This is a genomic window from Dactylosporangium sp. NPDC006015 (genome assembly GCF_040614215.1).
Taxonomy (GTDB): domain Bacteria; phylum Actinomycetota; class Actinomycetes; order Mycobacteriales; family Micromonosporaceae; genus Dactylosporangium; species Dactylosporangium maewongense.
Window position 1 is genome coordinate 209,700 of the sequence record NZ_JBEXUD010000010.1, and the last position, 26,683, is coordinate 236,382.

23 protein-coding genes are annotated in these 26,683 nt (G+C 72.4%); 13 read left to right on the plus strand and 10 right to left on the minus strand.

All coding sequences use genetic code 11. From position 1 onward, the window contains the following. Positions 1-1,337: 1,337 nt before the first annotated feature. A complete protein-coding gene (locus tag ABZ321_RS20265) occupies positions 1,338-1,688 on the minus strand; it encodes a VOC family protein (protein WP_344502594.1) in 351 nt (116 codons plus the stop codon). Further along, a complete protein-coding gene (gene pta, locus ABZ321_RS20270; protein WP_344502593.1) occupies positions 1,685-3,757 on the minus strand; it encodes a phosphate acetyltransferase in 2,073 nt (690 codons plus the stop codon). Before pta ends, ABZ321_RS20265 begins: the two co-directional genes overlap by 4 nt. A gap of 18 nt (positions 3,758-3,775) precedes the next feature. On the opposite strand from pta, the gene ABZ321_RS20275 reads away from it, so the two are divergent. Next, positions 3,776-4,894: an acetate kinase gene (locus ABZ321_RS20275; RefSeq protein WP_354893218.1), complete on the plus strand. Its 1,119-nt coding sequence runs from the start codon at positions 3,776-3,778 to the stop codon at positions 4,892-4,894. On the opposite strand, the gene ABZ321_RS20280 is transcribed toward ABZ321_RS20275, so the two are convergent. Further along, a complete protein-coding gene (locus ABZ321_RS20280) occupies positions 4,891-5,844 on the minus strand; it encodes a CPBP family intramembrane glutamic endopeptidase (protein WP_354893221.1) in 954 nt (317 codons plus the stop codon). The two genes, ABZ321_RS20275 and ABZ321_RS20280, sit on opposite strands and share 4 nt — an antisense overlap. 381 nt (positions 5,845-6,225) lie before the next feature. Next, on the minus strand, positions 6,226-7,617 hold the full coding sequence (locus tag ABZ321_RS20285; RefSeq protein ID WP_344502590.1) for an aminotransferase class I/II-fold pyridoxal phosphate-dependent enzyme: 1,392 nt from the start codon (positions 7,615-7,617) through the stop codon (positions 6,226-6,228). A gap of 144 nt (positions 7,618-7,761) precedes the next feature. Between ABZ321_RS20285 and ABZ321_RS20290 the strand changes: the two genes are divergently transcribed. The 8 genes from ABZ321_RS20290 to ABZ321_RS20325 are packed head-to-tail and all read left to right on the plus strand — an operon-like array spanning position 7,762 to position 16,032. After that, the gene (locus tag ABZ321_RS20290) at positions 7,762-8,601 is read left to right on the plus strand and encodes a nitrilase-related carbon-nitrogen hydrolase (protein ID WP_344502589.1); all 840 of its coding nucleotides are present in this window, start codon (positions 7,762-7,764) and stop codon (positions 8,599-8,601) included. Further along, positions 8,598-10,001, plus strand: coding sequence for a dihydropyrimidinase (hydA, locus tag ABZ321_RS20295; protein ID WP_354893226.1), 1,404 nt, complete (start codon positions 8,598-8,600; stop codon positions 9,999-10,001). The genes ABZ321_RS20290 and hydA overlap by 4 nt, the downstream gene beginning before the upstream one ends. Before the next feature lie 17 nt (positions 10,002-10,018). Further along, complete coding sequence (locus ABZ321_RS20300; protein WP_354893234.1) at positions 10,019-11,503, plus strand: CoA-acylating methylmalonate-semialdehyde dehydrogenase; 1,485 nt, start codon at positions 10,019-10,021, stop codon at positions 11,501-11,503. 3 nt (positions 11,504-11,506) lie between these two features. Continuing rightward, positions 11,507-12,502 carry a TIGR03842 family LLM class F420-dependent oxidoreductase gene (locus ABZ321_RS20305; protein WP_344502585.1) on the plus strand — a complete coding sequence of 332 codons (996 nt, stop codon included), beginning with the start codon at positions 11,507-11,509 and terminating at the stop codon, positions 12,500-12,502. Further along, complete coding sequence (locus ABZ321_RS20310; RefSeq protein WP_354893238.1) at positions 12,499-13,359, plus strand: ABC transporter permease subunit; 861 nt, start codon at positions 12,499-12,501, stop codon at positions 13,357-13,359. The genes ABZ321_RS20305 and ABZ321_RS20310 overlap by 4 nt, the downstream gene beginning before the upstream one ends. Further along, positions 13,356-14,114: an ABC transporter ATP-binding protein gene (locus tag ABZ321_RS20315; RefSeq protein WP_344502583.1), complete on the plus strand. Its 759-nt coding sequence runs from the start codon at positions 13,356-13,358 to the stop codon at positions 14,112-14,114. The genes ABZ321_RS20310 and ABZ321_RS20315 overlap by 4 nt, the downstream gene beginning before the upstream one ends. Then, complete coding sequence (locus ABZ321_RS20320) at positions 14,111-14,869, plus strand: ABC transporter permease (protein WP_344502582.1); 759 nt, start codon at positions 14,111-14,113, stop codon at positions 14,867-14,869. The genes ABZ321_RS20315 and ABZ321_RS20320 overlap by 4 nt, the downstream gene beginning before the upstream one ends. A gap of 29 nt (positions 14,870-14,898) precedes the next feature. Then, positions 14,899-16,032 carry an ABC transporter substrate-binding protein gene (locus ABZ321_RS20325; RefSeq protein WP_344502581.1) on the plus strand — a complete coding sequence of 378 codons (1,134 nt, stop codon included), beginning with the start codon at positions 14,899-14,901 and terminating at the stop codon, positions 16,030-16,032. Here ABZ321_RS20325 and ABZ321_RS20330 read toward each other — a convergent pair. The 3 genes from ABZ321_RS20330 to ABZ321_RS20340 form a co-directional block, all read right to left on the minus strand. Beyond that, complete coding sequence (locus tag ABZ321_RS20330) at positions 16,007-16,936, minus strand: PfkB family carbohydrate kinase (protein WP_354893242.1); 930 nt, start codon at positions 16,934-16,936, stop codon at positions 16,007-16,009. The two genes, ABZ321_RS20325 and ABZ321_RS20330, sit on opposite strands and share 26 nt — an antisense overlap. A gap of 230 nt (positions 16,937-17,166) precedes the next feature. Further along, positions 17,167-17,802, minus strand: coding sequence for a response regulator transcription factor (locus tag ABZ321_RS20335; protein WP_354893245.1), 636 nt, complete (start codon positions 17,800-17,802; stop codon positions 17,167-17,169). Continuing rightward, positions 17,754-19,052 (minus strand): sensor domain-containing protein, encoded by a 1,299-nt coding sequence (locus ABZ321_RS20340; protein WP_354893248.1) that lies wholly within the window; start codon positions 19,050-19,052, stop codon positions 17,754-17,756. The genes ABZ321_RS20335 and ABZ321_RS20340 overlap by 49 nt, the downstream gene beginning before the upstream one ends. Before the next feature lie 130 nt (positions 19,053-19,182). Here ABZ321_RS20340 and ABZ321_RS20345 point away from each other — a divergent pair, with 130 nt between their 5' ends. Both ABZ321_RS20345 and ABZ321_RS20350 read left to right on the plus strand, forming a co-directional pair. Further along, positions 19,183-20,154, plus strand: coding sequence for a hypothetical protein (locus tag ABZ321_RS20345; protein WP_344502577.1), 972 nt, complete (start codon positions 19,183-19,185; stop codon positions 20,152-20,154). Positions 20,155-20,156: 2 nt separating this feature from the next. Continuing rightward, positions 20,157-22,046 carry a M48 family metallopeptidase gene (locus ABZ321_RS20350; RefSeq protein ID WP_354893252.1) on the plus strand — a complete coding sequence of 630 codons (1,890 nt, stop codon included), beginning with the start codon at positions 20,157-20,159 and terminating at the stop codon, positions 22,044-22,046. Between the two features lie 28 nt (positions 22,047-22,074). On the opposite strand, the gene ABZ321_RS20355 is transcribed toward ABZ321_RS20350, so the two are convergent. After that, a complete protein-coding gene (locus tag ABZ321_RS20355) occupies positions 22,075-22,470 on the minus strand; it encodes a hypothetical protein (RefSeq protein WP_354893255.1) in 396 nt (131 codons plus the stop codon). A 71-nt stretch (positions 22,471-22,541) separates the two neighbouring features. On the opposite strand from ABZ321_RS20355, the gene ABZ321_RS20360 reads away from it, so the two are divergent. Then, positions 22,542-23,123: a DUF4240 domain-containing protein gene (locus ABZ321_RS20360; protein ID WP_354893258.1), complete on the plus strand. Its 582-nt coding sequence runs from the start codon at positions 22,542-22,544 to the stop codon at positions 23,121-23,123. Here the strand turns inward: ABZ321_RS20360 and ABZ321_RS20365 are convergent. Continuing rightward, positions 23,111-23,740, minus strand: coding sequence for a pyridoxamine 5'-phosphate oxidase family protein (locus tag ABZ321_RS20365; RefSeq protein ID WP_344502573.1), 630 nt, complete (start codon positions 23,738-23,740; stop codon positions 23,111-23,113). The two genes, ABZ321_RS20360 and ABZ321_RS20365, sit on opposite strands and share 13 nt — an antisense overlap. 67 nt (positions 23,741-23,807) lie before the next feature. On the opposite strand from ABZ321_RS20365, the gene ABZ321_RS20370 reads away from it, so the two are divergent. Then, positions 23,808-25,154: an aspartate aminotransferase family protein gene (locus ABZ321_RS20370; RefSeq protein ID WP_354893260.1), complete on the plus strand. Its 1,347-nt coding sequence runs from the start codon at positions 23,808-23,810 to the stop codon at positions 25,152-25,154. Between the two features lie 47 nt (positions 25,155-25,201). On the opposite strand, the gene ABZ321_RS20375 is transcribed toward ABZ321_RS20370, so the two are convergent. Next, on the minus strand, positions 25,202-26,566 hold the full coding sequence (locus ABZ321_RS20375) for a hypothetical protein (protein ID WP_354893263.1): 1,365 nt from the start codon (positions 26,564-26,566) through the stop codon (positions 25,202-25,204). Positions 26,567-26,683 lie beyond the last annotated feature (117 nt).

Here is a 26,683-nt window from a genome sequence, read left to right on the forward strand (position 1 = left end):
CGGTGTGGTTGGTCTGGCGTGGGCGAGCGTGTGGCGTGAATGCGCTGGCGGGCGGCAGCGGGAGGCGATGCGGGCAGGCGGCGCCGGCGAGCGCGGAGTGGTTGCGTGGGCGGCCGGCGCGGCGACGAGGCCGGGCAGCCAGTGCGGGCGACGCGGGTCAGATGGCGCGGTCGGCCGTGTGGCGTAGGCACGCAGGCAGGCAGGACAGGCGGGCGGCGCTGCGGGCGGACGCGGTGCGGCGCCTGGCTGTGGGAGCGGCCCCGGGGCGACTTCTGCAGGTCGCCGTCCGGGGCAGGTTCAGGTCGCGGCAGTGGTGGTCCGGACGAACTTGCCGGGAAGCTGGCGTCGACATTCGCGGCGCCCAGGACACCGGCCGCGCCCGAGGTGGCGGCGGGGCGGGCCGGCTGACGGTGTGGGTGCGCAGGCGGCGCGGGAGGCCGGCGCGAGATCTGCCCGGACGGTGCTCTGGCGTGTCGCGGCCCGGCGAGGATCAGGTTGTGCAGGTGGACGGCCTGGGAGCCGGTTGCGGGAGTGACCTTGAGGGTGCCTTCGGGATGAGTTCGCCCTGGGGCAGGTGGAGGTCGCAGAGGCTGCCGGGTGGAGGGGGTGCCGAGGTTTCCGGATGCAGGTGTGGACGTGGTTGGCGCCCGGGAGTCGATGACGCAGGCCGATTGCCGGCGGGTAGCAGGGGCGAGCGAGCGGGCGGCATGGGCGAGCGGCTGTAGAGAGTCAGCTGCGGGAGTAGGCGAGCGGGACGGCGTATGAGTCGGCCGCGGGAGTAGCCCTACAGATGTCTTCGGGATGAGCCCGACCAGGGCGGATGCAGGTCGCGGAGGCCGCCAGAGGAAGAGTCGCCGGGCGGAGCTTTCCGGATGCAGGTGTGGACGTGGGTGGCATCCAGGATGCCGGCCGGCCAGGCAGGCGGAGCGTCGGCAGGAGACGCGGCAAACGAGCGAGGCGACGCGCGCGAGCGGTGCAGGCGGGGCGGTGCAGGCGGGGCGGCACAGGCAGGGCGGCACAGGCAGGGCGGCACAGGCAGGGCGGCACAGGCAGGGCGGTGCAGGCGAGATCGCACAGGCGGAACTGCGCGGACGTGCGGCGCGGGAATGGCCCGGCACTGAGCTGGGCGGGCAGCGCGGGAGTCCACTGCAGCGCGGTCGTGAGCGGGTCCTCGGCATGGCACTATCCAGGAGCAGGCGTGGACGTCGCGGAGCCCTGGACGGAGGCCGGGCAGGCCGCGCTCGGGTGTCCCGCCGCTCAGGACCACACCCCGGGCGGAGTCGCGGTGGACCGCTCCAACACCGCAGAGGGTGGATGGGCCTCGCCGTGGCGGAAGGTCAGTCGTAGCAGAGGCAGAACGGGTGGCCCGACGGGTCGCTGTACACGCGGAAGCCGGCCTCCTTCGTCGAGAGCAGGGTGGCGCCCATGCGCAGGGCCTTGGACTCCGCGGCGTCGATGTCGTCGACCTGGATGTCGAGGTGGATCTGCTGAGGGAAGTTGGGGTCGGGCCACAGCGGCGGGCGGAACTCGGGGGCGTGCTGGAAGCTGAGCTTCGTCGTGCCGTCGCCGATGTCGACCCAGTCGCCGTCGACACGGGTGATGGGCAGGTCGAGCAGCTCGGAATAGAACCGGGCGAGCGCATGCGGATCAGGGGAGTCGAGCACCACCGAGGTAAGTTTCGCCGTCATGCCTCCATCGTGCCCGACGGGTATGACAAAAAACCCTGGGCCTGGATCGCCGTGATGGCGACGGTGTTGACGATGTCCTTGACCGTGGCGCCGCGGGACAGGTCGTTGACGGGTTTGCGCAGGCCCTGCATGACGGGGCCGACGGCGACGGCGCCGGCGGAGCGTTGGACGGCCTTGTAGGTGTTGTTGCCGGTGTTGAGATCGGGGAACACGAACACGGTCGCCTGGCCGGCGACGGCGCTGCCCGGGAGCTTGGTGGCGGCGACGGAGGGGTCGATCGCGGCGTCGTACTGGATGGGCCCCTCGACCGGAAGGCCGGGGCGGCGGGAGCGGACGAGCGAGGTCGCCGAGGCCACCTTCGTCACGTCGGCTCCGGCGCCGGACGTCCCGGTCGAGTACGACAGCATCGCCACCCGCGGGTCGATGCCGAACTGTGCCGCGGTCGACGCCGACGACAGGGCGATGTCGGCCAGCTGCTCCGCGTCGGGGTCCGGGTTGACGGCGCAGTCGCCGTACACCAGCACACGATCCGGCAGGAGCATGAAGAAGACGCTGGAGGCGACGCTCAGGCCCGGCACCGTCTTGATGATCTCGAACGCGGGCCGGATCGTGGCGGCGGTGGTGTGCGTCGCCCCCGAGACCATGCCGTCGGCGAGGCCGAGGTGGACCATCATCGTGCCGAAGTAGCTGACGTCGCGGACCACGTCCCGGGCCAGGTCCAGCGTTACACCCTTATGTGCCCGTAAATCCGCGTAAACCGGGGCAAAGCGCTCCAGGAGCGGGGAGGTCGCGGGGTCGATCACGGCCGCGTCCGAGATGTCCAGACCGAGGTCCCGCGCCTTCGCGGCGATCACCGAAGGGTCACCCAGCAGCGTCAGCGACGCCACGCCACGGCGCAGCAGGATGTCCGCCGCCCGCAGGATCCGCTCCTCCGTCCCCTCCGGCAGGACCAGGTGCCGCTTCGCGGCCCGCGCGCGGTCGATCAGGTCGTACTCGAACATCAGCGGCGTCACGCGCGTCGACGCCGTCAGTTCGAGGGCCGCCTCGAGGGCCGCCGTGTCCACGTTCGACTCGAACGCCCCGAGCGCCGCCGCCACCTTCCGCGGGTTGGCGGGGCCGAGCCGGTGCTCCATCCGCGTCGAGGCCGCGATCGTGTCATAGCTCGCCGCCGGTACCGACAACACGGCGAGACCGGTGTTGAGCCGCTCGAACAGGGCGAGGGCCGCTGGGTCGGGCGCGATCCCGAGCGTAAGCACGATCCCGGCGAGCGGCACCGTCCCCGACGCGTGCGCGGCGGCCGCGGCGACGAGCAGGTCGGCCCGGTCGCCGGGGGTGATCAGCAGGCAGTTGGCGGTCAGGTGGTCGAGCACGGCCGGCACCTGGGCGGCGCCGACGACGTAGTCGAGCACGTCACGCTCGAGCGACGCGGGGCCGGCGCTGACGACGGTCGCGCCCAGCGACGCGGCGACCTCCGCGACCGTCGGCGCCGCGACCGTCGCCACGTTCGGGATCGTGTAACAGGGCACCGGCAGCGCCGGCGGCTTCTCCGACGACTTGTTCACCACGACCGCGGCGACGGTGGCGTCGTGCTCGACCAGCCCGTGGTACGCCTGCCGCGCCACCGACTCGACCGTGTCGGCGTCCAGGCCGGCGCCGTTGACGACGGCGACCACGACCGCGCCGAACTCGTTGGCCAGGCGGGCGTTGAGCGCGAGGCTCGGCGACTGCTCGTCGTCGAGGTCGCTGCCGATGACGACGACGGCGTCGTGGTCGCGGGCGATCGGCCGGAACCGCTCCACGATCCGCCCGACGAGGCCTTCGCCGTCGCCCGCGGACAGCATCTGCGCGGCCTCGGCCGCCGTGACGCCGAAGAGCTCCTGATGGTCGCTGTCGATGTGGTACCGCTCGCACAGCAGCGCCAGGGTCGAGTCCTTCGCCGTCCCGTCGACGAACGGGCGGAACACCCCGATCCTGGGCACCTTCCGCGACAGGAGCTCGGCGAGGCCGAGCGCCACGGCGGACTTGCCGGATCCAGGTCCGTGTTCGACCAGGTACACGATGCGAGCCACACCGCTAGTCTGCCTGTCATGATCCTCGTGCTCAACAGCGGCTCGTCGTCGGTGAAGTTCCGTGTCGTCGACCTGTCCGACCCCGCGGCCGCCGGACCCCACGGTGTCGTCGAGCGGATCGGCGAGCCCGGCGGGGTCGCGGACCACACGGCCGCGCTCGGCGAGATCCTCGGCGGCCTGGACACCGCCGGCATCGTCGCCGTCGGGCACCGGGTCGTGCACGGCGGCTCCACCTTCACCGAGCCGGCCCTCGTCGACGACGCGATGTTGTCGGTACTGCGGGAGCTCACGCCCCTCGCGCCGCTGCACAACCCGGGTGGCATCGTCGGCATCGAGGCGGCCCGCGCGGCGCTGCCCGGCGTCCCGCACGTCGCGGTGTTCGACACGGCGTTCCACGCCTCCCTGCCCGCGGAGGCGCGCACCTACGCCCTGGACCGCGACCTCGCTCGTCGGTTCGGGATCCGGCGGTACGGCTTCCACGGCACCTCGTGCGACATCGTCTCCCGGCGTACCGCGTCGCTGCTCGGCCGCCCGCTCGCCGCCCTGAACATGATCGTGCTGCACCTGGGCAACGGCGCCAGCGCCACGGCGATCCGCGGCGGCCGCAGCGTCGAGACGTCGATGGGCCTCACCCCGCTCGAAGGCCTCGTGATGGGCACCCGCTCCGGCGACGTCGACCCCGCGGTCCTGAGCTACCTGCACCGCGCCGCCGGCCTCTCCGCCGCCGAGGCCGAGGACCAGCTCCAGCGCCACGGCGGCCTGAAGGGCCTGTCCGGCGCCAACGACATGCGCACGGTCCTTGCCCGGCGCGCGTCAGGCGACCCCGACGCGTCGCTGGCCTTCGACGTGTACTGCCACCGGATCCGCAAGTACGTCGGCGCCTACCACGCGGTGCTGGGCCGCCTCGACGCGATCACGTTCACGGCGGGCGTCGGCGAGCATGCCGCCCCGGTCCGCGCCGCCGCCCTCGACGGCCTGGACATCTGGGGCATCACGGTCGACCCGGCCCGCAACGCCGCCCACGCCCCGATCATCTCCCCGGACGGCGCCCGCGTGACGGTGTGCGTCGTGCCCACCGACGAGGAGCTGGCGATCGCCGAACAGGTCCGGGCCGTGACCGCGTCAGACGGGCTTTAGACCGGCTCCGGCTCCACGACGTTCGACCCCACGGTGTACGACCCCGCGGCCGGCTCCGCGCTGACGGTGACGATGCCCCGGCGGCGCGCGAGCCGGGTGACGACCGCGGCGTACACCAGGTTCACGACCAGGTTCAGCACGAAGATCTGCCAGTCCAGGTCGTCATAGGGCCCGAAATAGGTGAGCCAGCCGTACAGCGCGTCGTAGCCGAGGCCGGTCAGGTAGAGGCACGTCATCAGGGCGATGCCCGCCTCCAGGCCGCCGGTGCGCACCGCCAGCCAGCCCAGCACTGCCCCGGTGACCAGCCAGTCCGCGAACGACCACGGCCCGTCGGTGCCGAATGCGGCGGCGTAGAGGACCGCCTGGACGGCGATCGCCGGCCACAGCTTCTTGCTGAACCCTCCGACGGCCTGCAGCAGCCAGCCCCGGAACGCGTACTCCAGGGCGACGGCCATGAGCACCGTGGGCGCGAGGAAGATCAGGACGTTGCGCCCGAACTTGCCGGCGCCGACCGGCGTTCCGTTGTCTCCGTCGCCCATCGCCTCGTAGACGAGTTCGCCCCCGGCGATCCACCCGACCGTCGTCACCGCCGCCACAAGCAGGCACCCGCCGAGCCAGCCCAGGCGGACCCGGCCGGTCACCGACGCGAGCGTGCCGACCGGGCGGTTCTGCACGTCGCGGGCGGCCAACAGCGCCGCCGGCAGGAGCAGGCCGACGGTCAGCACGGACAGCCAGGCCGCGCTGGTCGGGCTGAACCTCAACGCGCCGTTCACGCCGGTCGGCTCGTGCACGATGAGGCTGACCGCGTCGACGGCGACGGCGAGGGCGGGGAGGCTTCCGAACCAGGCGACGGCCAGGATGAGCGTGCCCACGACCGGCCGCCACCACCGGTGCGCCTCGGTGCGGGCGAGGCGGTGGAACGGCGTCCCCGGCTCGGGCAGGCTCAACATGCGCACATTAGAGCAGGCGTGAACGACGGCCGCGGTGGTGCTTCGCCGCTGCCTGTTGTGCATGATCGTCGCGGGCGGGCGTGACCCGGGTCCACGGTGTTCGCCGTGACCGGCCAGGCGGGGTTCCGGGACCGCCGCGGCGGCCGGGCCTTCGGATGCCGGCAGAACCAGGCCGTTCGGCACAAGGGCGGGAGGGCCGCCGCATGGTGGTGTGGCCGGGGGTGCGGTGGCGGGTGGGCGCTCCTGGCCAGGGCGACCACCGGATGCCGCGCATGCGCAGAAGCGGGCGCGCGCCAGCGCAGGCCGTGCGAGCGCAGCGAGCATGGGGGCCGCGGGTGGGAACCCCCGCCCCGCGCCGGGAGGCGCGGAGTATTACAGCGCTCAACGCCAGCCGCGGGGGTGGTTGGCGGTGCGGGGGCCGCTGCCGCGGGTTGTGGCGCCCGCGGCTTCGGCGAGGATGTCGGCGAGGTCGTCGAAGCCGTCGCGGACCAGGCCGGCCGTGATCCGGACGTGGTCGCTGTCGAGGTGGCTCACCTCGAAGGGGGCGCCGGGGGCGACCGCGATGCCGTGCGCCGCCAGGGTGAGCATGGCCACCTGCTGGTTCGCGACGGCCATCCAGAGGTTGATGCCGTCGGCGGCGGTGGCCGTGACGCCGCGGGTGTCGAGGGCGTCGAGCAGGGCGGTGCGGCGGCGGGCGTACTCGTCGCGGGCGTGGACCACGGCGTCCACTGTGGACGGGTCGGTGAGGAGCTCGACGAGGACGGCCTGCAGGAGGCGGCTGGACCAGCCTGGGCCGAGCAGGCGGCGGTCGGCGACGGCGGTGACCACGGCGGCGGGGCCGCCGATCGCGGCGAGGCGCAGGTCGGGGCCGTGGCTCTTGGAGAAGCTGAGCACGTGGACGGTCCGGTCGGGCAGGCGGCGGCCGAGGCTGACCGGGGGAGCGGTCGCGATGTCGCCGGCGTGGTCGTCCTCGATGACGGTGACGCCCGGGTGGCGGGCCAGGACGCGGGCGAGCTTGTCGGCGCGGGCCTGGGTCATGCTCGCGCCGGTCGGGTTGTGGGCGCGCGGCTGCAGGTACACGGCGACGGGCTCGCACTGCGTCAAGGCAAGAGCGAGGGCGTCGGGGCGCATGCCGTGCTCGTCGATGGCGACGCCGACGACCGTTGCGCCGACGGCTTCGAGGAGGTCCAGCATCGGCGGGAACGCGGGGTTCTCCACCAGGACGTGGTCCCCGAAGCGGACCACGGTGCCGGTGATCCTGTCGAGGGCGTCCATCGCCCCGTCGACGACGGTGAGCTGGTCAGGGGGGAACGGCCACCGGGCCCGCAGGACGTCCTCCAGCGAGGGCAGGACCGCGCCGTCGAGGTAGCTGGTCGTCAGGCGGGCGTCGCCGATGCGGCGCAGCGCTTCGGTGAGCGACGGCAGCAGGTCGTAGTCGGGCACGCCGGTCGAGAAGTCGCGGAGCAGCTCCGAGGGGCCGAGCTCGCCGATGCGGCCGCCGAGCTGCGCGTACCGCAGACGCTGGCGCGGCAACGAGGGCGTGGCCACGAACGTGCCGGAGCGGCCCCGGGTTTGGATCGCGCCGGCCCGGGCAAGGCTGCGCCACGCCTCGGACACGGTGGTGGGGCTGATGCCGAGCTCGCGCGCGACGTCCCGCACGGTCGGCAGGCGGGAGCCCGCGGGCAGCGTCCCGGCGGTCACCAGTCGGCTGACGGCGGCGGCGATTCCCCGGGCGCTGCGGTCGTCGACCGCCCCGGCGATGAGCGCGAGCAAATTACATCTCCGAAACATTCTGTAACGCTTGGACCATTGTCCGCCTAGATTTGTGTCGTTAGTGTCCTACGGCATCCGACCCGAGACAAGGTCAACGTAAAGCCCAGCACTGTTGAAGCCGCAGAAGCCCAGAGAGGGGCAGCCATGGCAGACGTGATCCGGGCCGCCATCGTCCAGACGAGCTGGACGGGCGACAAAGAGTCGATGATCAAGGCACACGAGGAGTACGCGAGGCAGGCCGCGGCGCAGGGCGCCAAGGTCATCTGCTTCCAGGAGCTGTTCTACGGACCCTACTTCTGCCAGGTGCAGGACAAGGCCTACTACGAGTACGCCGAGTCCATCCCCGGCCCCACCACCGAACGGTTCCAGGCCCTCGCCGCCGAGCTGGGCATGGTGATGGTGCTGCCGATGTACGAGCAGGAGCAGCCCGGCGTCCTGTACAACACCGCGGCCGTGGTGGACGCGGACGGGAAGTATCTCGGCAAGTACCGCAAGAACCACATCCCGCAGGTGAAGGGCTTCTGGGAGAAGTTCTACTTCCGCCCGGGCAACCTCGGCTACCCCGTCTTCGACACCGCGGTCGGCAAGGTCGGCGTCTACATCTGCTACGACCGGCACTTCCCGGAGGGCTGGAGGGCGCTCGGTCTCAACGGCGCGCAGATCGTCTTCAACCCGTCCGCGACCAGCCGCGGCCTGTCCGCGTACCTGTGGCAGCTGGAGCAGCCGGCGAGCGCCGTCGCCAACGAGTACTTCATCGGCGCGATCAACCGCACCGGCATTGAGGACCTGGGCGAGAACGACTTCTACGGCACCTCGTACTTCGTGGACCCGGAGGGGAAGTTCGTCGGCGAGGTCGGCGACTCGCACAACCCGGAGCTGATCGTCCGCGACCTCGACATGGGCCTGCTCGCCGAGGTCAGGGACCGATGGCAGTTCTACCGGGACCGGCGGCCCGACGCGTACGGGGACCTGGTGAAACCGTGATCCTCATCAAGGGCGGGACCGTGATCGGTCCCACGGGTGCGCTCCCCGCCGACGTGCTCGTCGTCGGCGAGCAGGTGTCGGCGATCTTCTCTCCCGGGCAGGGGCCGACCGAGGGCGACTTCGAGACGATCGACGCGACCGGCAAGTACGTCATCCCCGGCGCCGTCGACGCGCACACCCACATGGAGCTGCCGTTCGGCGGCACGTTCGCCAGCGACACGTTCGACACCGGCACCCGCGCCGCCGCCTGGGGCGGCACGACCACCATCATCGACTTCGCGGTGCAGCGCACCGGCGAGGTGGTGCAGGACGGGCTCGCCGCCTGGCACGGCAAGGCGATGGGCAACTGCCACATCGACTACGCGTTCCACATGATCCTCGGCGGCGTCGACGACGAGTCGCTCAAGGCCATGGACACCCTCGTCACCGACGAGGGGATCACCAGCTTCAAGCTGTTCATGGCGTACCCCGGCGTCTTCTACAGCGACGACGGCCAGATCCTGCGCGCCATGCAGAAGGCCCGCGACAACGGCGCCATGATCATGATGCACGCGGAGAACGGGCCCGCGATCGACGTCCTGGTCAAGCAGGCCCTCGAACGCGGCGAGACCGACCCGATCCACCACGGCCTCACCCGCCCCGAGGCCCTGGAGGCGGAGGCGACCAGCCGCGCGATCTGGCTCGCCGGGGTCGCCGCCGACTGCCCGCTCTACATCGTGCACCTGTCCGCCAGCAAGGCCCTCGAACAGGTCGCCGCCGCCCGCGACCTCGGCCGCAACGTCTTCGCCGAGACGTGCCCGCAATACCTGTACCTGACGCTGGAGGACCAGCTCGGCGCGCCCGGCTTCGAGGGCGCCAAGTGGGTCTGCTCGACGCCGCTGCGCAGCAAGCACGAGACGCACCGCGCCGACCTGTGGCAGGGGCTGCGCACCAACGACCTGTCCGTCGTGTCCACCGACCACTGCCCCTTCTGCTTCAAGGACCAGAAGGAGCTCGGCATCGGCGACTTCTCGAAGATCCCCAACGGCATCGGCAGTGTCGAGCACCGCGTCGACCTGCTGTACCAAGGCGTCGTCGACGGCAAGCTCAGCCTCGCCCGCTGGGTCGAGACGATCGCGACCACCCCCGCGCGCATGTTCGGCCTGTTCCCCCGCAAGGGCATCATCGCGCCCGGATCCGACGCCGACATCGTCCTGTACGACCCGGCGGCCCGCACCCGCATCGGCGTCGAGACGCACCACATGAACATGGACCACTCCGCCTGGGAAGGCTACGAGATCGCCGGGAAGGTCGACACCGTCATGTCCCGCGGCCGCGTGATCGTCGCCGACGGCGCGTATCACGGCGGCAAGGGCCACGGGCAGTTCGTCCGCCGCGGACTCTCCGACTACCTGATCTGAAACCGAGGCAACAAGACATGCGTGAGATCAAGCATTGGCTCGACGGTGCCGCCGTGGAAGGCACCAGCGGCCGCCGGCTGCCGGTCTGGGACCCGGCGACCGGCGAGCAGCAGGCGTACGTCGTCGCCGCCACGAAAGCGGAGACCGACAGGGCGGTCGCCAGCGCCCTGAAGGCGTTCCCGGCGTGGCGGGCGGCGTCGCTGTCCCGGCGCGCCGAGGTCATGTTCCGCTTCCGTGAGCTGGTGGACGCCAACCGCAAGGAGATCGCGGCGCTCGTCAGCGCCGAGCACGGCAAGACCGTCGCCGACGCCGCCGGCGAGGTGGCCCGCGGGCTGGAGAACGTCGAGTTCGCCACCGGCGCCCCGCACCTGCTCAAGGGCGGCTACAGCGAGCAGGCGTCCAACGGCGTCGACGTGTACTCGATCCGCCAGCCCCTCGGGGTGGTCGCCGGCATCACCCCGTTCAACTTCCCGGCGATGGTCCCGATGTGGATGTTCGCCAACGCGCTCGTCTGCGGCAACACGTTCGTGCTCAAGCCGAGCGAGAAGGACCCGTCCGTCTCGCTGCTCCTCGCCGACCTGCTCCGCCAGGCCGGGCTGCCCGACGGCGTGTTCAACGTCGTGCAGGGCGACCGGGAAGCCGTCGAGACCCTCCTGGCCCACCCCGACGTGCAGGCGCTGAGCTTCGTCGGCTCCACCCCGATCGCCAAGGCCGTCTACGAGGCCGGCACCAGGGCCGGCAAGCGGGTCCAGGCGCTCGGCGGCGCGAAGAACCACATGGTCGTCCTGCCCGACGCGGATGTGAACTCCGCCGCCGATGCCGCGGTGTCCGCCGGGTACGGCTCGGCGGGGGAGCGGTGCATGGCGATCTCCGTCGTCGTCGCCGTCGGTGCCGTCGCCGACCCGCTGGTGCACGCGATCAGCGAACGGATCGGCCGGATCGCGGTCGGCCCGGCCAGCGACCCGGCCGCGGAGATGGGCCCGCTCATCACCCGCGAACACCGCGACAAGGTCGCCGGCTACCTGAGCGAGCCCGGGACGGCCGAGGTCGTCGTCGACGGCCGCGACGCCCCGGTCAGCAGCGGCCCCGGGTTCTTCCTCGGCGCGTCACTGGTGGACAAGGTCAGCACCGACTCCCCGCTGTACACCGACGAGATCTTCGGCCCGGTCCTGTCCGTGGTCCGCGTGGACTCCTACGACGAGGCCCTGAAGCTCGTCAACGACAACGAGTACGGCAACGGCACCGCCATCTTCACCCGCGACGGCGGCGCCGCCCGGCAGTTCCAGTACGACGTCGTCTGCGGCATGGTCGGCGTCAACGTCCCGGTCCCGGTCCCCGTCGCCTACTACAGCTTCGGCGGCTGGAAGTCCTCGCTCTTCGGCGACCTGCACATGTACGGCCCCGAAGGGATCCAGTTCTACACGCGCAGCAAGGTCGTCACCTCCCGCTGGCCCGACCCGGCCACGTCGGAGGTCGACCTGGGCTTCCCCAAGGTGAGGTGACGTATGGATGTAGGGGTGGTGCTCCAGTGTGACCCGCCTGCGACGCAAACGGTCGAGCTCGCGAAACAGGCGGAGGCGGCCGGGTTCAGCCACGTGTGGACGTTCGACTCGCACGTGCTGTGGCAGGAGCCGTTCGTCATCTACAGCAAGATCCTCGCCGACACCGAGCGGGTGATCGTGGGGCCGATGGTCACCAACCCCGGCACCCGCGACTGGACCGTGACGGCGTCGCTGTTCGCCACCCTCAACGAGATGTACGGCAACCGCACCGTCTGCGGCATCGGCCGCGGCGACTCCGCGGTGCGGGTCCTCGGCAGCCGGCCGACGACCCTCGCCGAGCTGCGCGAGTGCGTGCAGGTCATCCGCGAGCTCGGCAACGGCCGGGAGGTGCACCTGCGCGACCGGGACCTGCGGTTCGCGTGGGCGCCCGACAGCCGCCTCGAGGTGTGGGTCGCCGCGTACGGGCCGAAGGCCCTCGCGCTCACCGGCGAGGTCGGCGACGGGTACATCCTGCAGCTCGCCGACCCCGACATCGCCGCCTGGATGATCAAGGCGGTGCGGGACGCGGCGGAGAAGGCCGGCCGCGACCCGGCGGCGATCAAGTTCTGCGTCGCGGCGCCCGCGTACGTGGGCGACGACCTCGAACACCAGCGGGACCAGACCCGGTGGTTCGGCGGTATGGTCGGCAACCACATCGCCGACATCGTCGAGCGGTACGGCAGCGACGGCGCGGTCCCGACGGCCCTCACCGACTACATCAAGGGCCGCAAGGGCTACGACTACGCGGAGCACGGGCGGGCCGGCAACCCGCACACCGACTTCGTGCCCGACGAGATCATCGACCGGTTCTGCGTCCTCGGCCCGGTCGAGCAACACCTGCAACGGCTCAACGAGCTGAAGGAACTCGGCGTCGACCAGTTCGCCGTGTACCTGCAGCACGACGCGAAGGAATCGACGCTGCGCGCCTACGGCGAGCAGATCATCCCGGCGCTGTCATGAAGAAGGTCCTCGGTGCTCTCGGGGGGCTGGTCGTCTTCGCCCTGTTGTGGGAGGGGTACAAGGCGGTCGGCGACCCCGAGGGCACCGCGGTCCTCGGCGTGAAGGTGCTGCCCCGCGCCGACGACCTGTCGATGCCGCACCTGTGGACGGTCGCGCAGCGGCTGGGGCGGCCGGAGCTGACCGGCGGCCGTCCCGTGTGGCAGGTCGTCGCCGACGCCTGCCTGTTCACGCTGGGTGTCACCGCCGTCGGTTTTCTCGCCGGTACGGCGATCGGCTTCGTCCTCGCCACGCTGATGCAACGGTTCCGGGTCGTGGAGCGGGGCCTGCTGCCCTACGTGGTGCTGTCGCAGACCGTGCCCCTGGTGGCGCTCGCGCCGCTCGTCGCGGGCTGGAGCGGCGCCCTGTCGTTCGGCCCGTACCCGTGGCAGGACTGGATGACGGTCGCCGTCATCGCCTCCTACCTCGCGTTCTTCCCCGTCGCCGTCGGACTGCTGCGCGGCCTGCAGTCCCCGTCGGCGTCGGGCGTGGAGCTGATGCGCTCCTACGCCGCCGGCTGGTGGCGCACGTACCTGAAGCTGCGGCTGCCCGCCGCGCTGCCGTTCCTGTTCCCCGCGCTGCGCCTCGCCGGTGCGGCCGCGGTCGTCGGCGCGGTCGTCGGCGAGATCTCCACCGGCACCCGCGGCGGGATCGGCCGGCTCGTCATCGAGTACTCCAGGGAGGCCACCTCTGACCCCGCGAAGGTCTACACCGCCATGCTCGGCGCCGCCGTCCTCGGCCTCGTCGTCGCCGGCACCGTCAGCCTGCTCGAGCTTCCCCTCATGCGGCACAGGCGTAGGGTCGAGGTGAACGTCGTATGAGCGCTGTCTCGATCGCTGGTGTCAGCAAGGTGTTCAACGCGGGTCGCCCCGACGAGGTGACCGCGCTGTCCGACGTGGACCTGACCGTCGACAGTGGACAGTTCGTGTCGCTGATCGGGCCGTCCGGGTGCGGCAAGAGCACCCTCCTGCGGCTCATCGCCGACCTCATCGAGCCTACCGCGGGCACCGTCACCGTCGCAGGGAAACCGGCCGCGCAGGCCCGCCGCGACCAGGAGTACGGCATCGCCTTCCAGCAGGCCGGCCTCTTCGAGTGGCGCACCGTGCGGCGCAACGTCGAGCTCCCCCTCGAACTGCGCAAGGTGCCCAAGGCGGAACGCCGGCAGCGGGCCGAGGAGATGCTCGCGCTCGTCGGCCTCGCCGACTTCGCCGGGCACTACCCGGCTCAGCTGTCCGGCGGCATGCAGCAGCGGGTCGCGATCGCGCGGGCCCTGGCGGTACACCCGCCGCTGCTGCTCATGGACGAGCCCTTCGGCGCCCTCGATGAGATGACGAGGGAGCGGCTGCAGGGCGAGCTGCTGCAGATCTGTGCCAAGACCGGCACCAGCACGGTCTTCGTCACGCACTCGATCTCCGAGGCGGTGTTCCTGTCCGGCAAGGTCGTCGTCATGTCCGCCCGGCCCGGCCGGATCACCGCGACCGTCGACATCGACCTGCCGGCCCGCGACGAGGCGGCCCGGCAGTCCCCGGCCTACTTCGAGCACGTCACCGCGGTCCGGAAGGCGCTGCGGGCATGAGATACCTCCGATCGGTCCTGCCCCCGGTGCTGGTCGGCGTCGTCGCGATCGTGCTCTGGGAGGTCGTCGTCACGGCCGGACGGATCGCGCCGTTCATCCTGCCGGCGCCGTCGGCGATCTGGGCGCAGCTGGTGGAGCAGCGCGGCAACGTGCTCGACGCCGCGCTCGCCAGCGGCGCCAACGCCCTCGTCGGGCTCGTCGGCGGCACCGCCGTCGCGATCCTCGCCGCGCTCGCCACCAGCCGGTCGAAGCTGCTCAGCGACGTCGCCGTGCCGTACGCGGCGGTCGTCAACGCGCTGCCGATCATCGCCCTCGCCCCGATCCTCAACAACATGTTCGACTCCACCAGCAGCCTGCCGCGGCGGGTCGTCGCCGGGATCATCGTGTTCTTCCCGGTCTTCATCAACACGCTGCGCGGGCTGCGGGAGGTCGACCCCACCCACCGCGAGCTGATGGCCAGCTACGCGGCGGGCGGCTGGACGTTCGCCCGGCTCGTGCGCCTGCCCGGCGCGCTGCCCTACGTGTTCACCGGACTGCGGCAGGCGTCCTCCCTCGCCGTCATCGCCGCGGTCGTCGCCGAGTACTTCGGCGGCCTGCAGGACGGGCTGGGGGCGCGGATCACCTCCGCCGCCGCGTTCACCGCGTATCCCCGAGCGTGGGCGTTCGTGGTCGGCGCCTGCGCCCTCGGCCTCGTCTTCTACCTGACCACGCTCCTCCTGGAGCGTCTCGCAATGCCCTGGAAGGCCCGTTCGTAGTTCGTTCGTAGTTTTTTCGAGGAGCGCCCATGCGGATCAGGTCCCTCATCACCGGCGCCGCCGTCGCGAGCCTCGCGCTCGCCGGCTGCGGCACCGCCGACACACCGACGACGACCACCACCGGCAGCGGCGGCGTCACCACCGTGAAGCTGCAGCTGCAGTGGTTCTTCCAGGCCCAGTTCGCCGGCTACATCGCCGCCGCCGACAAGGGCTTCTACAAGGAGCAGGGCCTCGACGTGCAGCTCATCGAGGGCGGCGTCGACATCGTGCCACAGACGGTCCTCGCGACCGGCAAGGCCGACTACGCCGTCGCCTGGGTGCCGAAGGCCCTCGCCTCGCGTGAGCAGGGCGCCGGCATCACCGACGTCGGGCAGATCTTCGCCCGCTCCGGCACCTACCAGGTCGCGTTCGCCAGCAGCGGCATCAAGTCCCCGGGCGACTTCAAGGGCAAGAAGGTCGGCAACTGGGGCTTCGGCAACGAGTTCGAGCTCTTCGCCGGCATGACGAAGGCCGGCCTCGACCCCGGCAAGGACGTCACCCTCGTGCAGCAGCAGTTCGACATGCAGGCGCTGCTGAAGAAGGAGATCGACGTTGCGCAGGCCATGTCCTACAACGAGTACGCGCAGCTGCTCGAGGCCACCAACCCGGCGACCGGCGCGCTGTACCAGGCTTCGGACTTCTCCATCATCGACTGGAAGACCGTCGGCACCTCGATGCTGCAGGACGCCGTCTGGGCCAACACCGACAAGCTCAAGGACAAGGCGTACCAGGACCAGACGGTCAAGTTCCTCACCGCGACCATCAAGGGCTGGGCGTACTGCCGCGACAAGCCGGAGGAGTGCCGCGACATGGTCGTCGCGAAGGGCTCCAAGCTCGGCAAGAGCCACCAGCTGTGGCAGATGAACGAGGTCAACAAGCTCGTCTGGCCCGCCGCGAAGGGCGTCGGGCTCGTCGACGAGGCCGCCTGGAACCAGACCGTCGACATCTCGATGACGACGAAGAACCAGGTCGGCGACACCGTCCTGAAGAAGAAGCCCGAAGGCCTGGCCTACACCAACGACTACATGCAGAAGGCGATCGACGCGGCCAAGGCCGCCGGCGTCGACGTCCTCGGCACCTCGTTCACCCCGCAGACGGTCACGCTGACCGCCGGCGGGGCGTGAGTCCCGGGCGGCCGCCGGCGTGCGTGACGACGCGCCCGGCGGCCGCCACCGCTTCCCGCGCCGCCTCCCGGGGCGTCGCCCCGTCCAGCAGCGCGGCGGTCAGGGCGGCCGTGAGCGCGTCGCCGCCGCCGGTCGTGTCGACGGCCTCGCCGGCCGCGTGGGGGACCAGCTCGTGGCCGTCGCCGGTCGTGTCGACGGCGTTGCCGGCCGCGTGGGGGGCCCGCTCGTGGCCGTCGCGCCACACGAACAGGTCACCGCCGTCCGCGAGCGCGAACGCGAGCAGCCGCAGCCCGGCGTCCAGCAGCGCCGGCGCCGCCGCCAGGACGTCCTTCTCCCGCGCCGGCACCCCCAGCAGCAGCTCCGCCTCGTGCGCGTCGGCGCGCAGGACGTCGGCGCCGTGCAGGAGCGACCGGTCGGTGACGGCACCGTCGAGGACGGTCAGCCCGCCTGAAAGTTCCACGGCGGCACGGACCGCGTCGAGGGGCTGCTGCAGCTGCACGAGCACCGCGCCGGCGGCGCGCAGCACGTCTTCGGCGGCCCGCACGTCCGCCTCGGTCAGCAGGACACCCTGCGGCAGGTGCTCCAGGTAGCGCCACCGGCCGCCGTCCTCCAGGGCCTCGACGATCAGCCCGGTCGCCGTGCCCGGCCGCCGCACCACGTGCGTCACGTCGATGCCGTCGAGCGCGGCCCTGGCCAGCAGCGCGTCGCCGACCGGGTCGTCGCCGGCCACCGCGACGAGCGCCGTCGCGACGCCGAGCTGCGACAGGCCGACGGCCTGGTTGGCGCCCTTCCCGCCGAGCTGCTCGAGCCGCTGCCGGACCGCCCCCGACGCGTGCACGTCCGGCAGGCGTTCCATGACCATCACGAGATCGCGGGCCAGCTGCCCGACCACCACCGCACCCATGCCGCGTCCGTTACCCCGGCGGCCGCTGGTTGACGCGGCCGCCGGTTGACGCGGCCCGCCGGTTGACCGTCACGGACGGGGGGCGGTGCCGCGCGGCCGTCTTCTTGGCACGGTACAGGAGCGTTCCTAATCGATCTCCGATCGCGTCACCTCCCGTCGCTCAGCGTGAATGTACGCCGAATCAGGGCAGGCCGCGCCGCCCATCACCCGTTGTCGAGCGCCCGATCGCACTACGCGTTGAGGTAGGCGAGGACCGCGAGGACGCGGCGGTTGTCGTCCTCCGACTGGGGCAGGCCGAGCTTGGCGAAGATGTTGTTGATGTGCTTGCCGACGGCCTTGTCGGTGACGAAGAGCCGGGACGCGATCGCGGCGTTGGAGCGGCCCTCCGCCATCAGGCCGAGCACCTCGCGCTCGCGCGGGGTGAGGGCCGCGGTCGGGGTGCTGCGGGCCAGCAGCTGGGACACGACCTCCGGGTCCATGGCGGTGCCGCCGCCGGCGACCCGGCGGACCGCGTCGACGAACTCGCCGACGGTCGCGACCCGGTCCTTCAGCAGGTAGCCGACGCCGCCGCGGCGGTCGGAGAGCAGCTCCCGCGCGTACAGCTGCTCCACGTGCTGCGACAGCACCAGCACCGGTAGGCCCGGCACCGCGGCCCGGGCGGCGATCGCCGCGCGCAGGCCCTCGTCGGTGAAGGTCGGCGGCAGCCGCACGTCGACGACGGCCACGTCGGGCCGGTGCTCCAGCAGCGCCTCGTGCAGCGCCTCGCCGGTGTCGACGGCCGCGGCGACCGTGAAGCCGTACGAGCTGAGCAGCCGGATCAGCCCGTCGCGGAGGAGGGCGAGGTCCTCGGCGATGACAACGCGCACGGCAGCTCCATGGTCAGCACGGTCGGGCCACCGGGCGGGCTGTCGACGCGCAGGACGCCGTCGAACGCGCCCAGCCGGCGCGCGACCCCGGTCAGCCCGGAGCCGCTTCGCTCCTCGGCGCCGCCGACACCGTCGTCGCCGACGGTGATGTGCAGCGCGCCGCCGAGGTGGGTCAACGATACCCAGGCCGCCGACGCGTGCGCGTGCTTGACGACGTTGGTGAGGGCCTCGGCGACCGCGAAGTACGCCGCGGACTCCACCGGCGCGTCGGGGCGGCCGGCCAGGTCGACGGTGACGGTCACCGGCAGGGGCAGCGTCAGGGCGAGGGCCCGCACGCCGCCGTCGAGGCCGCGTTCGGCGAGGACCGGCGGGTGGATGCCGCGCACCAGGTGCCGCAGCTCCGCGAGCGCCAGCCCGCTCGCCTCCCGCGCCTCGGCGATGAGCGCCTGCGCGGCGGCCGGGTCGCGGGCGACGAGGTCCTCGGCCATCCCGAGGCTCATCGACAGCGACACGATCCGCGCCTGCGCGCCGTCGTGCAGGTCCCGCTCGATCCGGCGCAGCTCCGCGGCCTGCGCGTCGACGACGTGGGTGCGGGTCTCGGTGAGCCGGTCGACCCGCTCGGCGAGCGTGGCGAGCGCGGCGCCGCGGGTCGGGGCGAGCAGCAGCCGGTCGAAGTGCGCCAGCGTCCACAGCAGCCACGGTCCCGCGTACAGGGCGCCGGCGGTGACGAGCGCACCCTGCGGCGGGACGCTGACGACGTCGAGGGTGTCGGAGATCGGCCAGGTGACGCCGTAGCCGTACCGGCCGGTCGCGGCGTCGATGATGATCGCCACCCCGAGGAGCCCCTCCAGGCCGTACACCAGCAGCACCGGACCGGCGAGACCCAGCAGCAGCCCCACGGGGGCGCCCGCCAGGAGCCACAGCAGGTCCCGCCACGTCGCCGGGTCGCGGACCAGCCACCACCACCGGCGCGGGGTCCCGACGAACGCGCCCGCGGGCAGCGGCCGGTACGGCCGGGGGATGTCGACCCACGACCAGTCGCGTGCCGCCCGCCGGTGCAGGTCGGCGTACGCCCGCACGAGCATCGCCACCAGCGGCGCCAGCACGAGCCCCAGCCCGATCACGCTGAGCGCCAGCGACACCACGGACAGGATGAGCAGCACCAGCTTCACCGGCGGCGACAGCAGCCCGAGCAGCGCGACCCGCCCGATCGCGACGGCCCCGGCCCGCACGAACGCCTTCACCCTCATGTCGCCATTCTCGCGGCGCCCCGGCCCGGAAACAGTGGGCCTAGCCCTACCGTCGCGGGGCCGATAGCAGCCGTGGACGGCGGACCCTATAGTTCTGGGCCGTTGACCGTCACGGGGAGGAACAGGTTCGATGTGGCCATTCCGGCGAAGAGCCGCAGACAGGATCGAACACCTGGACATCGACCCGGCACAGGGCGACCCTGAGGCGACCCGGCTCATCGCGGCCGCGAAGCGCGGCGACTGGCAGGCGGCGGCGGAGACGCTGCGTGATGTCGAACACCCCGACGACCGGTACTTCTACTGCCGCGTCCTCGGCGAGCACGCCGGCGACGGTGCGTGGATCGACGAGTGGATCGCCGCGGTGCCCGGCAAGGCGACCCCGCTCACCGTCAAGGGGCTGCACGCGATCGACTGGGCGTGGCAGGCCCGCGGCAACGGCAGCGCCTCGACGGTCAGCGAGGACGCGTTCAAGGTGTTCTTCCGCCGGCTGAAGCTCGCCGAGGACTGCCTCGACGACGCGACCGAGCTCGACGCCGACGACCCGACGCCCTGGGTGGGGCTCGTCACACTCGGCCGGGCCAGGCAGCTCGGCCTCGACGAGACCCGCCGCCGGTTCGACGAGGCGGTCCGCCGGCACCCGTGGCACCGCGACGCCCACTCGCACATGCTGCAGCAGCTGTGTCGCAAGTGGAGCGGCTCGCACGAGCTGATGCACGACTTCGCCGAGTCCGCGGCCGCCGCCGCACCGCCCGGCTCGCCGCTCGGGGTCCTGGTCGCCGACGCGCACATCGAGCACTGGCTGGACCTGCCCGAGGGCGAGGACGGCGAGTACATGCACAGCCCCGAGGTCGGCGAGCGGCTGCGCCTCGCCGCGGACCGCTCCGTGCGGCACAACCGCTACGAGCGGCGCCCCGGCTGGGCCGCCGGCGACAACGCGTTCGCGATGGCGTTCACGCTCAACGGCGACCGGCCCGCCGCCGCCGAGCGCTTCGACGTGCTCGGCGACCGGGTGACGCGCTGGCCCTGGTCGTACCTCGCGACCCCCGACGTCGCGTTCACCAGGGCCCGGTCGACGGCGCGCGCCAGAGACAGCACGGCCTGACGATGACCGTCGCCGTCCGCGCCTTCCTGTCGCTGATCATGCTGGCCGGCTTCTACGTCCTCGCTCTCGTACAGTTCGCGGCCGGGCTTGCCCTCGCGATCTGGGTGGCGAGCGTCACCACCGGCTTCATCGGCGTGAAGCTCGGCGTGGCGGTGTTCGTCGCGAACGTGTGGGCCGTCGGCTACGGCAGTTGGAAGGCGCTGCGCGCCGACGGCGCGGGCCCGCAGGGCATCCCGCTCACCCCGCACGACGCGCCCGGGCTGTGGCAGACGGTGCGCGAGCTGGCCGCGGCGGTCGGCACCCGCGCCCCAGACGAGATCCACCTGGTGCCGGAGGTCAACGCCGCCGTCAGCGAACGGGCCCACCTGATGGGGCTGATCGGCGGGCGCCGCCACCTGTACGTGGGGATGCCGCTGCTGCAGACGCTGACCGTCGCGCAGCTGCGGTTCGTCCTCGCGCACGAGCTCGGCCACTACTCCGGCAGCCACACGAGGTTCGCCGGCATCTCGTACCGCGGCCGCCTCGCCCTCGCCCGCACCATCGGCCACCTCGGCACGTCCAACGTCGCCGGCTGGGTCTTCCGCGCCTACGCCGCGCTGTTCCTGCTCGTGCACAACGCCGTCAGCCGCCGCCAGGAGCTCGAGGCGGATCTCGCCGCGGTACGGGTGGCGGGCCGGCTGCCGGCGGCGAGCGCCCTGCGCGAGGTCGAGGTCCTGGACCAGGTGTTCGGCTTCTATCTCGGCACCGTCGTGCGCCCCGGCCTGGACGCCGGCTACCTGCCCGACGACGTGTTCGGCGGCTTCCCGCCGCTGCTGCGCGCCCGCGCGGAGGAGGTCTCGGCGGTGCGCGCCCGGCTCGTCACGGCGGCGCGCCCGCACGACCGCTGGGACACCCACCCGCCGCTGGCCGCCCGCGTCGAGGCCGTCATGGCGGCGCCGGAGTCCTCCTTCGCCGCCGCCGCCGGACCCGCCGCCGCCGCCGGACCCGCCGCCGCCGCCGGACCCGCCGCCGTCCTCGTCGCGGACCTGGCCGCCGCCGGCCGCGCCCTGCAGGCCGTGGCGCTGCCGGCCGCCATGGTCCTGCCCTGGGACGAGTTCCGCGCCGCCGTGCAGACCTCCGACCTGCAGGAGCAGTCCGACACGATGCTCCGCGCGTTCAGCCGCGCCGTCGGCCGGCCCGTCCCCGACGTCGGCGCCGTCCTGGACCTCGTCGCCGCCGGCCGCCTCGACGACCTCGCCGGCCCGCTCTTCCCCGACGCGACCCGCCGCGAGGCCCGTACCCGCTTCGCCGCGCCGCTGGAGACCCTGCTCCGCCTCGCCGCCGTCCGCTCCGGCGTGGCCCGCTGGCAGGTGTCCTGGACCGCGTCCGCCTTCCTGGTCGACCTCTCCGGCGCCCGCCTCGACCTCTCCCAGCCCGCCGGCCTCGCCTGCGACCCGGCGACCGTGGCCCTCGCCCGCCGGCAGCTGCACGCCCGCGGCGTCGACGTCACCACCGCCCGCCACGTCCGCCAGCGCGTCGGCACCGAGCACGCCGGCATCCTCGCCGGCATCACCACCGCCATCGTCGACGGCTCCCGCGCGGACCTGCTCATCCTCAGCCACGGGCTGCTCGTGATGCCGGGGATGCCGCGGTACAAGACGGGCATGGCCCGCTACCGGATGCGCCGCTGGCTCGCCGACGGCAACCCCCGCGAACTCGCCACCACCCCCGGCGCGCGCTTCATCCCGTACGAGGAGATCACCGCCGCCGTCCGCACCACCAAGCTCCGCTTCCACTGGCAGCTCACCCTCCACGACGGCACCCTCGTCGAGGTGCGCAACGGCCCCCAGAGCGAAGAACACGCCGACGCCGAGTCCATCTTCACCAAGTCCATGCACGACGCCACCACCTGACCGCGGCCGTATACGAGTCCGCAGGGGGTCATGTCCGGTCGGTGCGGGACAGGACGCCCGTGATGGTGCGGCCGTTGTTGTAGCGGTCCGTGTGAGGCAGCGGCACCTCGGCCAGCTTGCCGTCGTACAGCATCCACAGGCCGAAACAGTCGTCCTCCTCGTCGCGGATGAGCACCTGCACCGACTCCGGCCGCGGCCAGGGCAGCGACTCGAGGAGCGGCAGCAACCCCGCCCAGGTCTGGCGCTGGAACTGGATGACCCAGGCGTAGCACTCGGACGAGCCGAAGTTCGTGCCGTAGAACTGGTTCTCGTCGACGCGACCGAAGCACTGGTGCCAGCCCCGCTGCGGGTCGGGCAGCGTGAGCGGCTCCATCACCTGCTCCGCTTCCTTCGCCAGCACGATGACCTCGGTAAATCTGCTCATCCGCGCAGTATCGCGACCATGATCGACCGACACCAGCGGGTTTGTGTCGAGGGCTGCTGGATCATGGGGCGGTGGATGAGGAGACGTTCTGGCAGGCGGTCGAGTCGGCCGGGGAACGGCGGTTCCGGGCGCTGGAGGCGCGGCTGGCGCGGTTGCCGGTCGCGGAGATCGTGCGGTTCCACACGATGATGGTGGAGAAGTGCGACCAGTTGCTCACCTGCGAGCTGTGGGAGGCGGCCCAGATCATCACCGGGGCCGAGGTGTCGGAGGACAACTTCTACTGCTTCCGGCCGGGGGTGGTGGCGCTGGGGCGGGAGATGTTCGAGTGGGTGCTGGACGATCCTGACCTGCTGGCCGAGCATCCGCAGGTGCGGCGGCTGGCGGGCATGCGGGGTGAGCGCTGGTCGGACGAGGACTATCCGCACGCGGAGGAGCTGCTCGGCGTGGGTGAGGCCGCGTTCGAGCTCGTCCTCGCCAAGCTGCATCCGACGTACGCGGCGCTCGTGGAGCTTCCGGACGCGTTCGAGCGCAGGCCGCGCGGGATTCCCGGCGCGCGGTGGCCTGCGGGGTTCGGTGAGGCCGGGCGGCTGGAGAAGCTGTACCCGGACCTCACCGAACTGTTCGCGGGGGCGGGGAAGGGTCAGGAGGTGTAGAGGCCGCGGCTGTAGCGGTCCTCGGCGTAGTACTCCTCGAGCTGCTCGAGCGACTCGTTGGTGTTCAGGACGCTCTTGATGAGCTTCGCGTGGGACGGCAGGTCCTCGGGGGTCCAGGTCTCGGGCTTCCACAGGTTGGAGCGCATGAAGGCCTTCTGGCAGTGGAAGAAGATGGTGTCGATGTCGACGACGAGGGCGAGGATCGGCCGGTGGCCCTCGACGACCATCGAGGAGAACCACGGGGCGTCGGTGAGCAGGCGGGCGCGGCCGTTGATGCGCAGCGTCTCGCGGCGGCCCGGGATCAGGAAGATCAGGCCGACGTGAGGGTTGGCGAGGATGTTGTGGAAGCTGTCGGCGCGCCGGTTGCCGGGGCGCTCCGGCAGGGCGATGGTCCGCTCGTCGATGACGTGGGTGAAGCCGGGCGGGTCGCCCTTCGGGGAGACGTCGCAGTTGCCGTCGGCGTCGGAGGTGCCGACGAGGACGAACGGCGACAGCGCCAGCCAGTCCCGGTCGGTCTGTGCCAGGGTGCTGCGTTCCTTGCTCGCGGCCCGGGGCATCGGCGACCCGAGCAGGTCCTCCAGTTCAGCGGTCGAGGTGATCTGCATGGTCCTCAGCATAGGACCCGTAACAACCTGTAACGATGAAGCTATTGTACGGCCGGACGTGTGCGATTAGCGTCGGCTCATGACCGGACACATCTCCGACGCGGACGCCTACCGTGACGACCGCGCGCACGTCTTCCACTCCTGGTCGGCGCAGCGGGCGCTGGACCCGGTCGTCGTCACCGGCGGCCTCGGCAGCACGTTCTGGGACGCCGCCGGCACCAGGTACCTCGACTTCTCCTCACAGCTGGTGAACCTGAACCTCGGGCATCAGCACCCGCGGGTCGTCGCCGCGATCCAGGAGCAGGCGGCGCTGCTGTGCACGGTCGCGCCGAGCTTCGCCAACCCGGCGCGCAGCGAGGCCGCGCGGCTCATCGCGGAGGTGGCGCCCGGGGACCTGTCGCACGTGTTCTTCACCAACGGCGGCACCGAGGCCAACGAACACGCCGTCAAGATGGCGCGGCTGACGACCGGCCGGCACAAGATCCTGGCCGCGTACCGGTCGTACCACGGCGCGACCACCGGATCGATCACGCTCACCGGCGATCCGCGCCGCTGGGCCAACGAGCCCGCGATGCCGGGCGTCGTGCGTTTCTTCGGCCCGTACCCCTACCGCTCCTCCTTCCACGCGGACAGCCCGGAGCAGGAGACCCAGCGCGCCCTGCAGCACCTCGAGGAGGTGTTCATGTTCGAGGGGCCGGGCACGATCGCCGCCGTCGTGCTGGAGACGGTCGTCGGGACCAACGGGATCCTCGTGCCGCCGCCCGGGTACCTCACCGGGGTCCGCGAGCTGTGCGACCGGCACGGGGCGCTGCTGATCTGCGACGAGGTGATGAGCGGGTTCGGCCGGTGCGGTGAGTGGTTCGCCGTCGACCGGTGGGGTGTGGTGCCGGACCTGATCACGTTCGCGAAGGGCGTCAACTCCGGTTACGTCCCGCTGGGCGGGGTCGTGCTCGGCGACAAGGTGTACGACACGTTCGCGGAGCGCCCGTTCCCCGGCGGCCTCACGTACTCGGGCCACCCCCTGGCCTGCGCGGCGGCCGTCGCGACCATCGAGGTGATGCGCGACGAGCGGATCCCCGAGCGGGTCAAGGACCTCGGCGAGCGGGTCGTCGCGCCGCGGCTGGAGAAGCTGCGCGACCGGCACCCGTCGGTCGGGGAGGTGCGCGGCCTGGGCCTGTTCTGGGCGATCGAGCTGGTCCGCGACCGCGACACCCGCGAGATGCTGGTGCCCTACAACGCGTCCGGCGCCGCGGCCAAGCCGATGGCCGACGTCGTCGCCGCCTGCAAGGCCCGCGGCGTGTGGCCGTTCACGCACTTCAACCGGCTGCACGTGGTGCCGCCGCTGGTCGTCACCGAGGAAGAGCTGCTGCAGGGCATCGACGCGATCGACGACGCCCTCGACGCGGCCGACGCGCACGTGGCGTGACCGGGTCCGGCGCTGCTGGGATCTTCTCAGCAGCGCCATCGTCGCGGTCAAGGCCCGAACGGATACGCCCGCAGCGTCGTCTGCTCCAGCCCCTCGGCCGTGGCCCGCAACGACACCCAGCCCTTGCCGCCCGGGTGTGCGACCGCGACGTGCGTGGCGGTCACCAGCGCGGGGAACCATGAGCGCCCGTCGTCGTAGGACACCTCCACCCCCGGCCGCACCGCCGTCGTCGCCTGCGTCGTCATTCGGTAGGGGAAGCGAAACGCCCGGCCGTCGGCGGCGGTGCCGTCGGCCCGCAGTACAGGCGCGAAGGACACCGCGCGCAGCGGCATCCGCCGCCAGTCCCCGCCGGGCACATGTTCGGACCGGAACGTCCAGGCGACGTCGACGACGGTCCCGAACGTCGCCGGCTCCGCCCGCATCTCCAGGCGGAACAGTCCCGGCTTCGGCGGCACCTCGAACACCCCTTCCGCGGCGTCGGCCTCGGCGACGAGCACGCCGTCGCGGTACACGGCCGTCCGCGCCCTCGCGTACTCCGCGCTCCCCGGATGCCCGGCGCCGTCCCCGTGCAGCCGGGCCGCGACGACGAGCGTGTCACCGTTGCGCGACACCCACTGCTCGGGCAGCTCCTGTACGTCGACGCTCGGCGCCGCGACCCCCTCGTTCCACGCCGTGCCGGCCGGCCCTTCCAGCCGCACCCCGGCGGCCGGCTCCTCGAACGTGGTCCGCCACGTCACGCCGCCCGCGTCGAGGTTGTAGTGGTCGTCGCGGCGCGCCGGGAGCGCCTCGAGCGGCAGGGCCGCGGCGAACACCCCGCCCCCGCCCGGCATCCGCGGCCTCGTGTACGTGACGCCCGCGCTGCCGACCCTCGCCCCGAACCGGCTCCTGACGGTGCTCAGTTGTCCCGGGGTCAGGGTGCGGGCGAGGCCGGCGGGCAGCCGCCCGTACACCATCCAGGCCAGGAAGTAGGCGGCCCCGGCGGCGGTCATGGTGACCGCGACCATGACCCGGAACCCGTCGACCGGCCGCTCCCTGCCCAGTGCCCCGAAGTACACGCCACGCAGGTCACCGCGCACCGTGAACCCGTTCTCCCACGTCTCACCGCCGCTGACCGGCATCCTGTACCTGACCTCGAGCAGCTCCGGCACCGCGTCCTGCCGCGGCACGGCGATCGCCACGGGCCGCCCGGCCCGCGCGTCGGCGGTCAGGGTCACCGCCCCGTCGACCCGGATTCCGGGCTGCACGAGCCAGGTCCGCACGCGGTCCTCCTGCACCTCCACCGAGACCAGGTACGTCCCCCGGTCGACCGGCACCGGCACCGTCCCCTCGAACGGCACCCCGATCGGCTCCGCCGGCCGGTCGGTGCGGACCAGCTCCAGGAACGCCTTCGCCGGCCCGCCGCCCCGGCCCACGGCCAGGACGACGACTTCGGCCGTCCCGGTTGTCCCGGCTGCTACGGCGACCCCGGGCGCTCCGGGCGCTCCGGGCGCTCCGGGCGCTCCGGGCGCTCCGGGCGCGAGCGCCGTGCC

Coding starts and splice junctions, on each gene's coding strand:
- ABZ321_RS20265 (WP_344502594.1), bottom strand. CDS start 1,688: ATGACGGCGAAACTTACCTCGGTGGTGCTCGACTCCCCTGATCCGCAT.
- ABZ321_RS20275 (WP_354893218.1), top strand. CDS start 3,776: ATGATCCTCGTGCTCAACAGCGGCTCGTCGTCGGTGAAGTTCCGTGTC.
- ABZ321_RS20280 (WP_354893221.1), bottom strand. CDS start 5,844: ATGTTGAGCCTGCCCGAGCCGGGGACGCCGTTCCACCGCCTCGCCCGC.
- ABZ321_RS20290 (WP_344502589.1), top strand. CDS start 7,762: ATGGCAGACGTGATCCGGGCCGCCATCGTCCAGACGAGCTGGACGGGC.
- ABZ321_RS20300 (WP_354893234.1), top strand. CDS start 10,019: ATGCGTGAGATCAAGCATTGGCTCGACGGTGCCGCCGTGGAAGGCACC.
- ABZ321_RS20305 (WP_344502585.1), top strand. CDS start 11,507: ATGGATGTAGGGGTGGTGCTCCAGTGTGACCCGCCTGCGACGCAAACG.
- ABZ321_RS20310 (WP_354893238.1), top strand. CDS start 12,499: ATGAAGAAGGTCCTCGGTGCTCTCGGGGGGCTGGTCGTCTTCGCCCTG.
- ABZ321_RS20315 (WP_344502583.1), top strand. CDS start 13,356: ATGAGCGCTGTCTCGATCGCTGGTGTCAGCAAGGTGTTCAACGCGGGT.
- ABZ321_RS20320 (WP_344502582.1), top strand. CDS start 14,111: ATGAGATACCTCCGATCGGTCCTGCCCCCGGTGCTGGTCGGCGTCGTC.
- ABZ321_RS20325 (WP_344502581.1), top strand. CDS start 14,899: ATGCGGATCAGGTCCCTCATCACCGGCGCCGCCGTCGCGAGCCTCGCG.
- ABZ321_RS20330 (WP_354893242.1), bottom strand. CDS start 16,936: ATGGGTGCGGTGGTGGTCGGGCAGCTGGCCCGCGATCTCGTGATGGTC.
- ABZ321_RS20340 (WP_354893248.1), bottom strand. CDS start 19,052: ATGAGGGTGAAGGCGTTCGTGCGGGCCGGGGCCGTCGCGATCGGGCGG.
- ABZ321_RS20345 (WP_344502577.1), top strand. CDS start 19,183: ATGTGGCCATTCCGGCGAAGAGCCGCAGACAGGATCGAACACCTGGAC.
- ABZ321_RS20350 (WP_354893252.1), top strand. CDS start 20,157: ATGACCGTCGCCGTCCGCGCCTTCCTGTCGCTGATCATGCTGGCCGGC.
- ABZ321_RS20355 (WP_354893255.1), bottom strand. CDS start 22,470: ATGAGCAGATTTACCGAGGTCATCGTGCTGGCGAAGGAAGCGGAGCAG.
- ABZ321_RS20365 (WP_344502573.1), bottom strand. CDS start 23,740: ATGCTGAGGACCATGCAGATCACCTCGACCGCTGAACTGGAGGACCTG.
- ABZ321_RS20370 (WP_354893260.1), top strand. CDS start 23,808: ATGACCGGACACATCTCCGACGCGGACGCCTACCGTGACGACCGCGCG.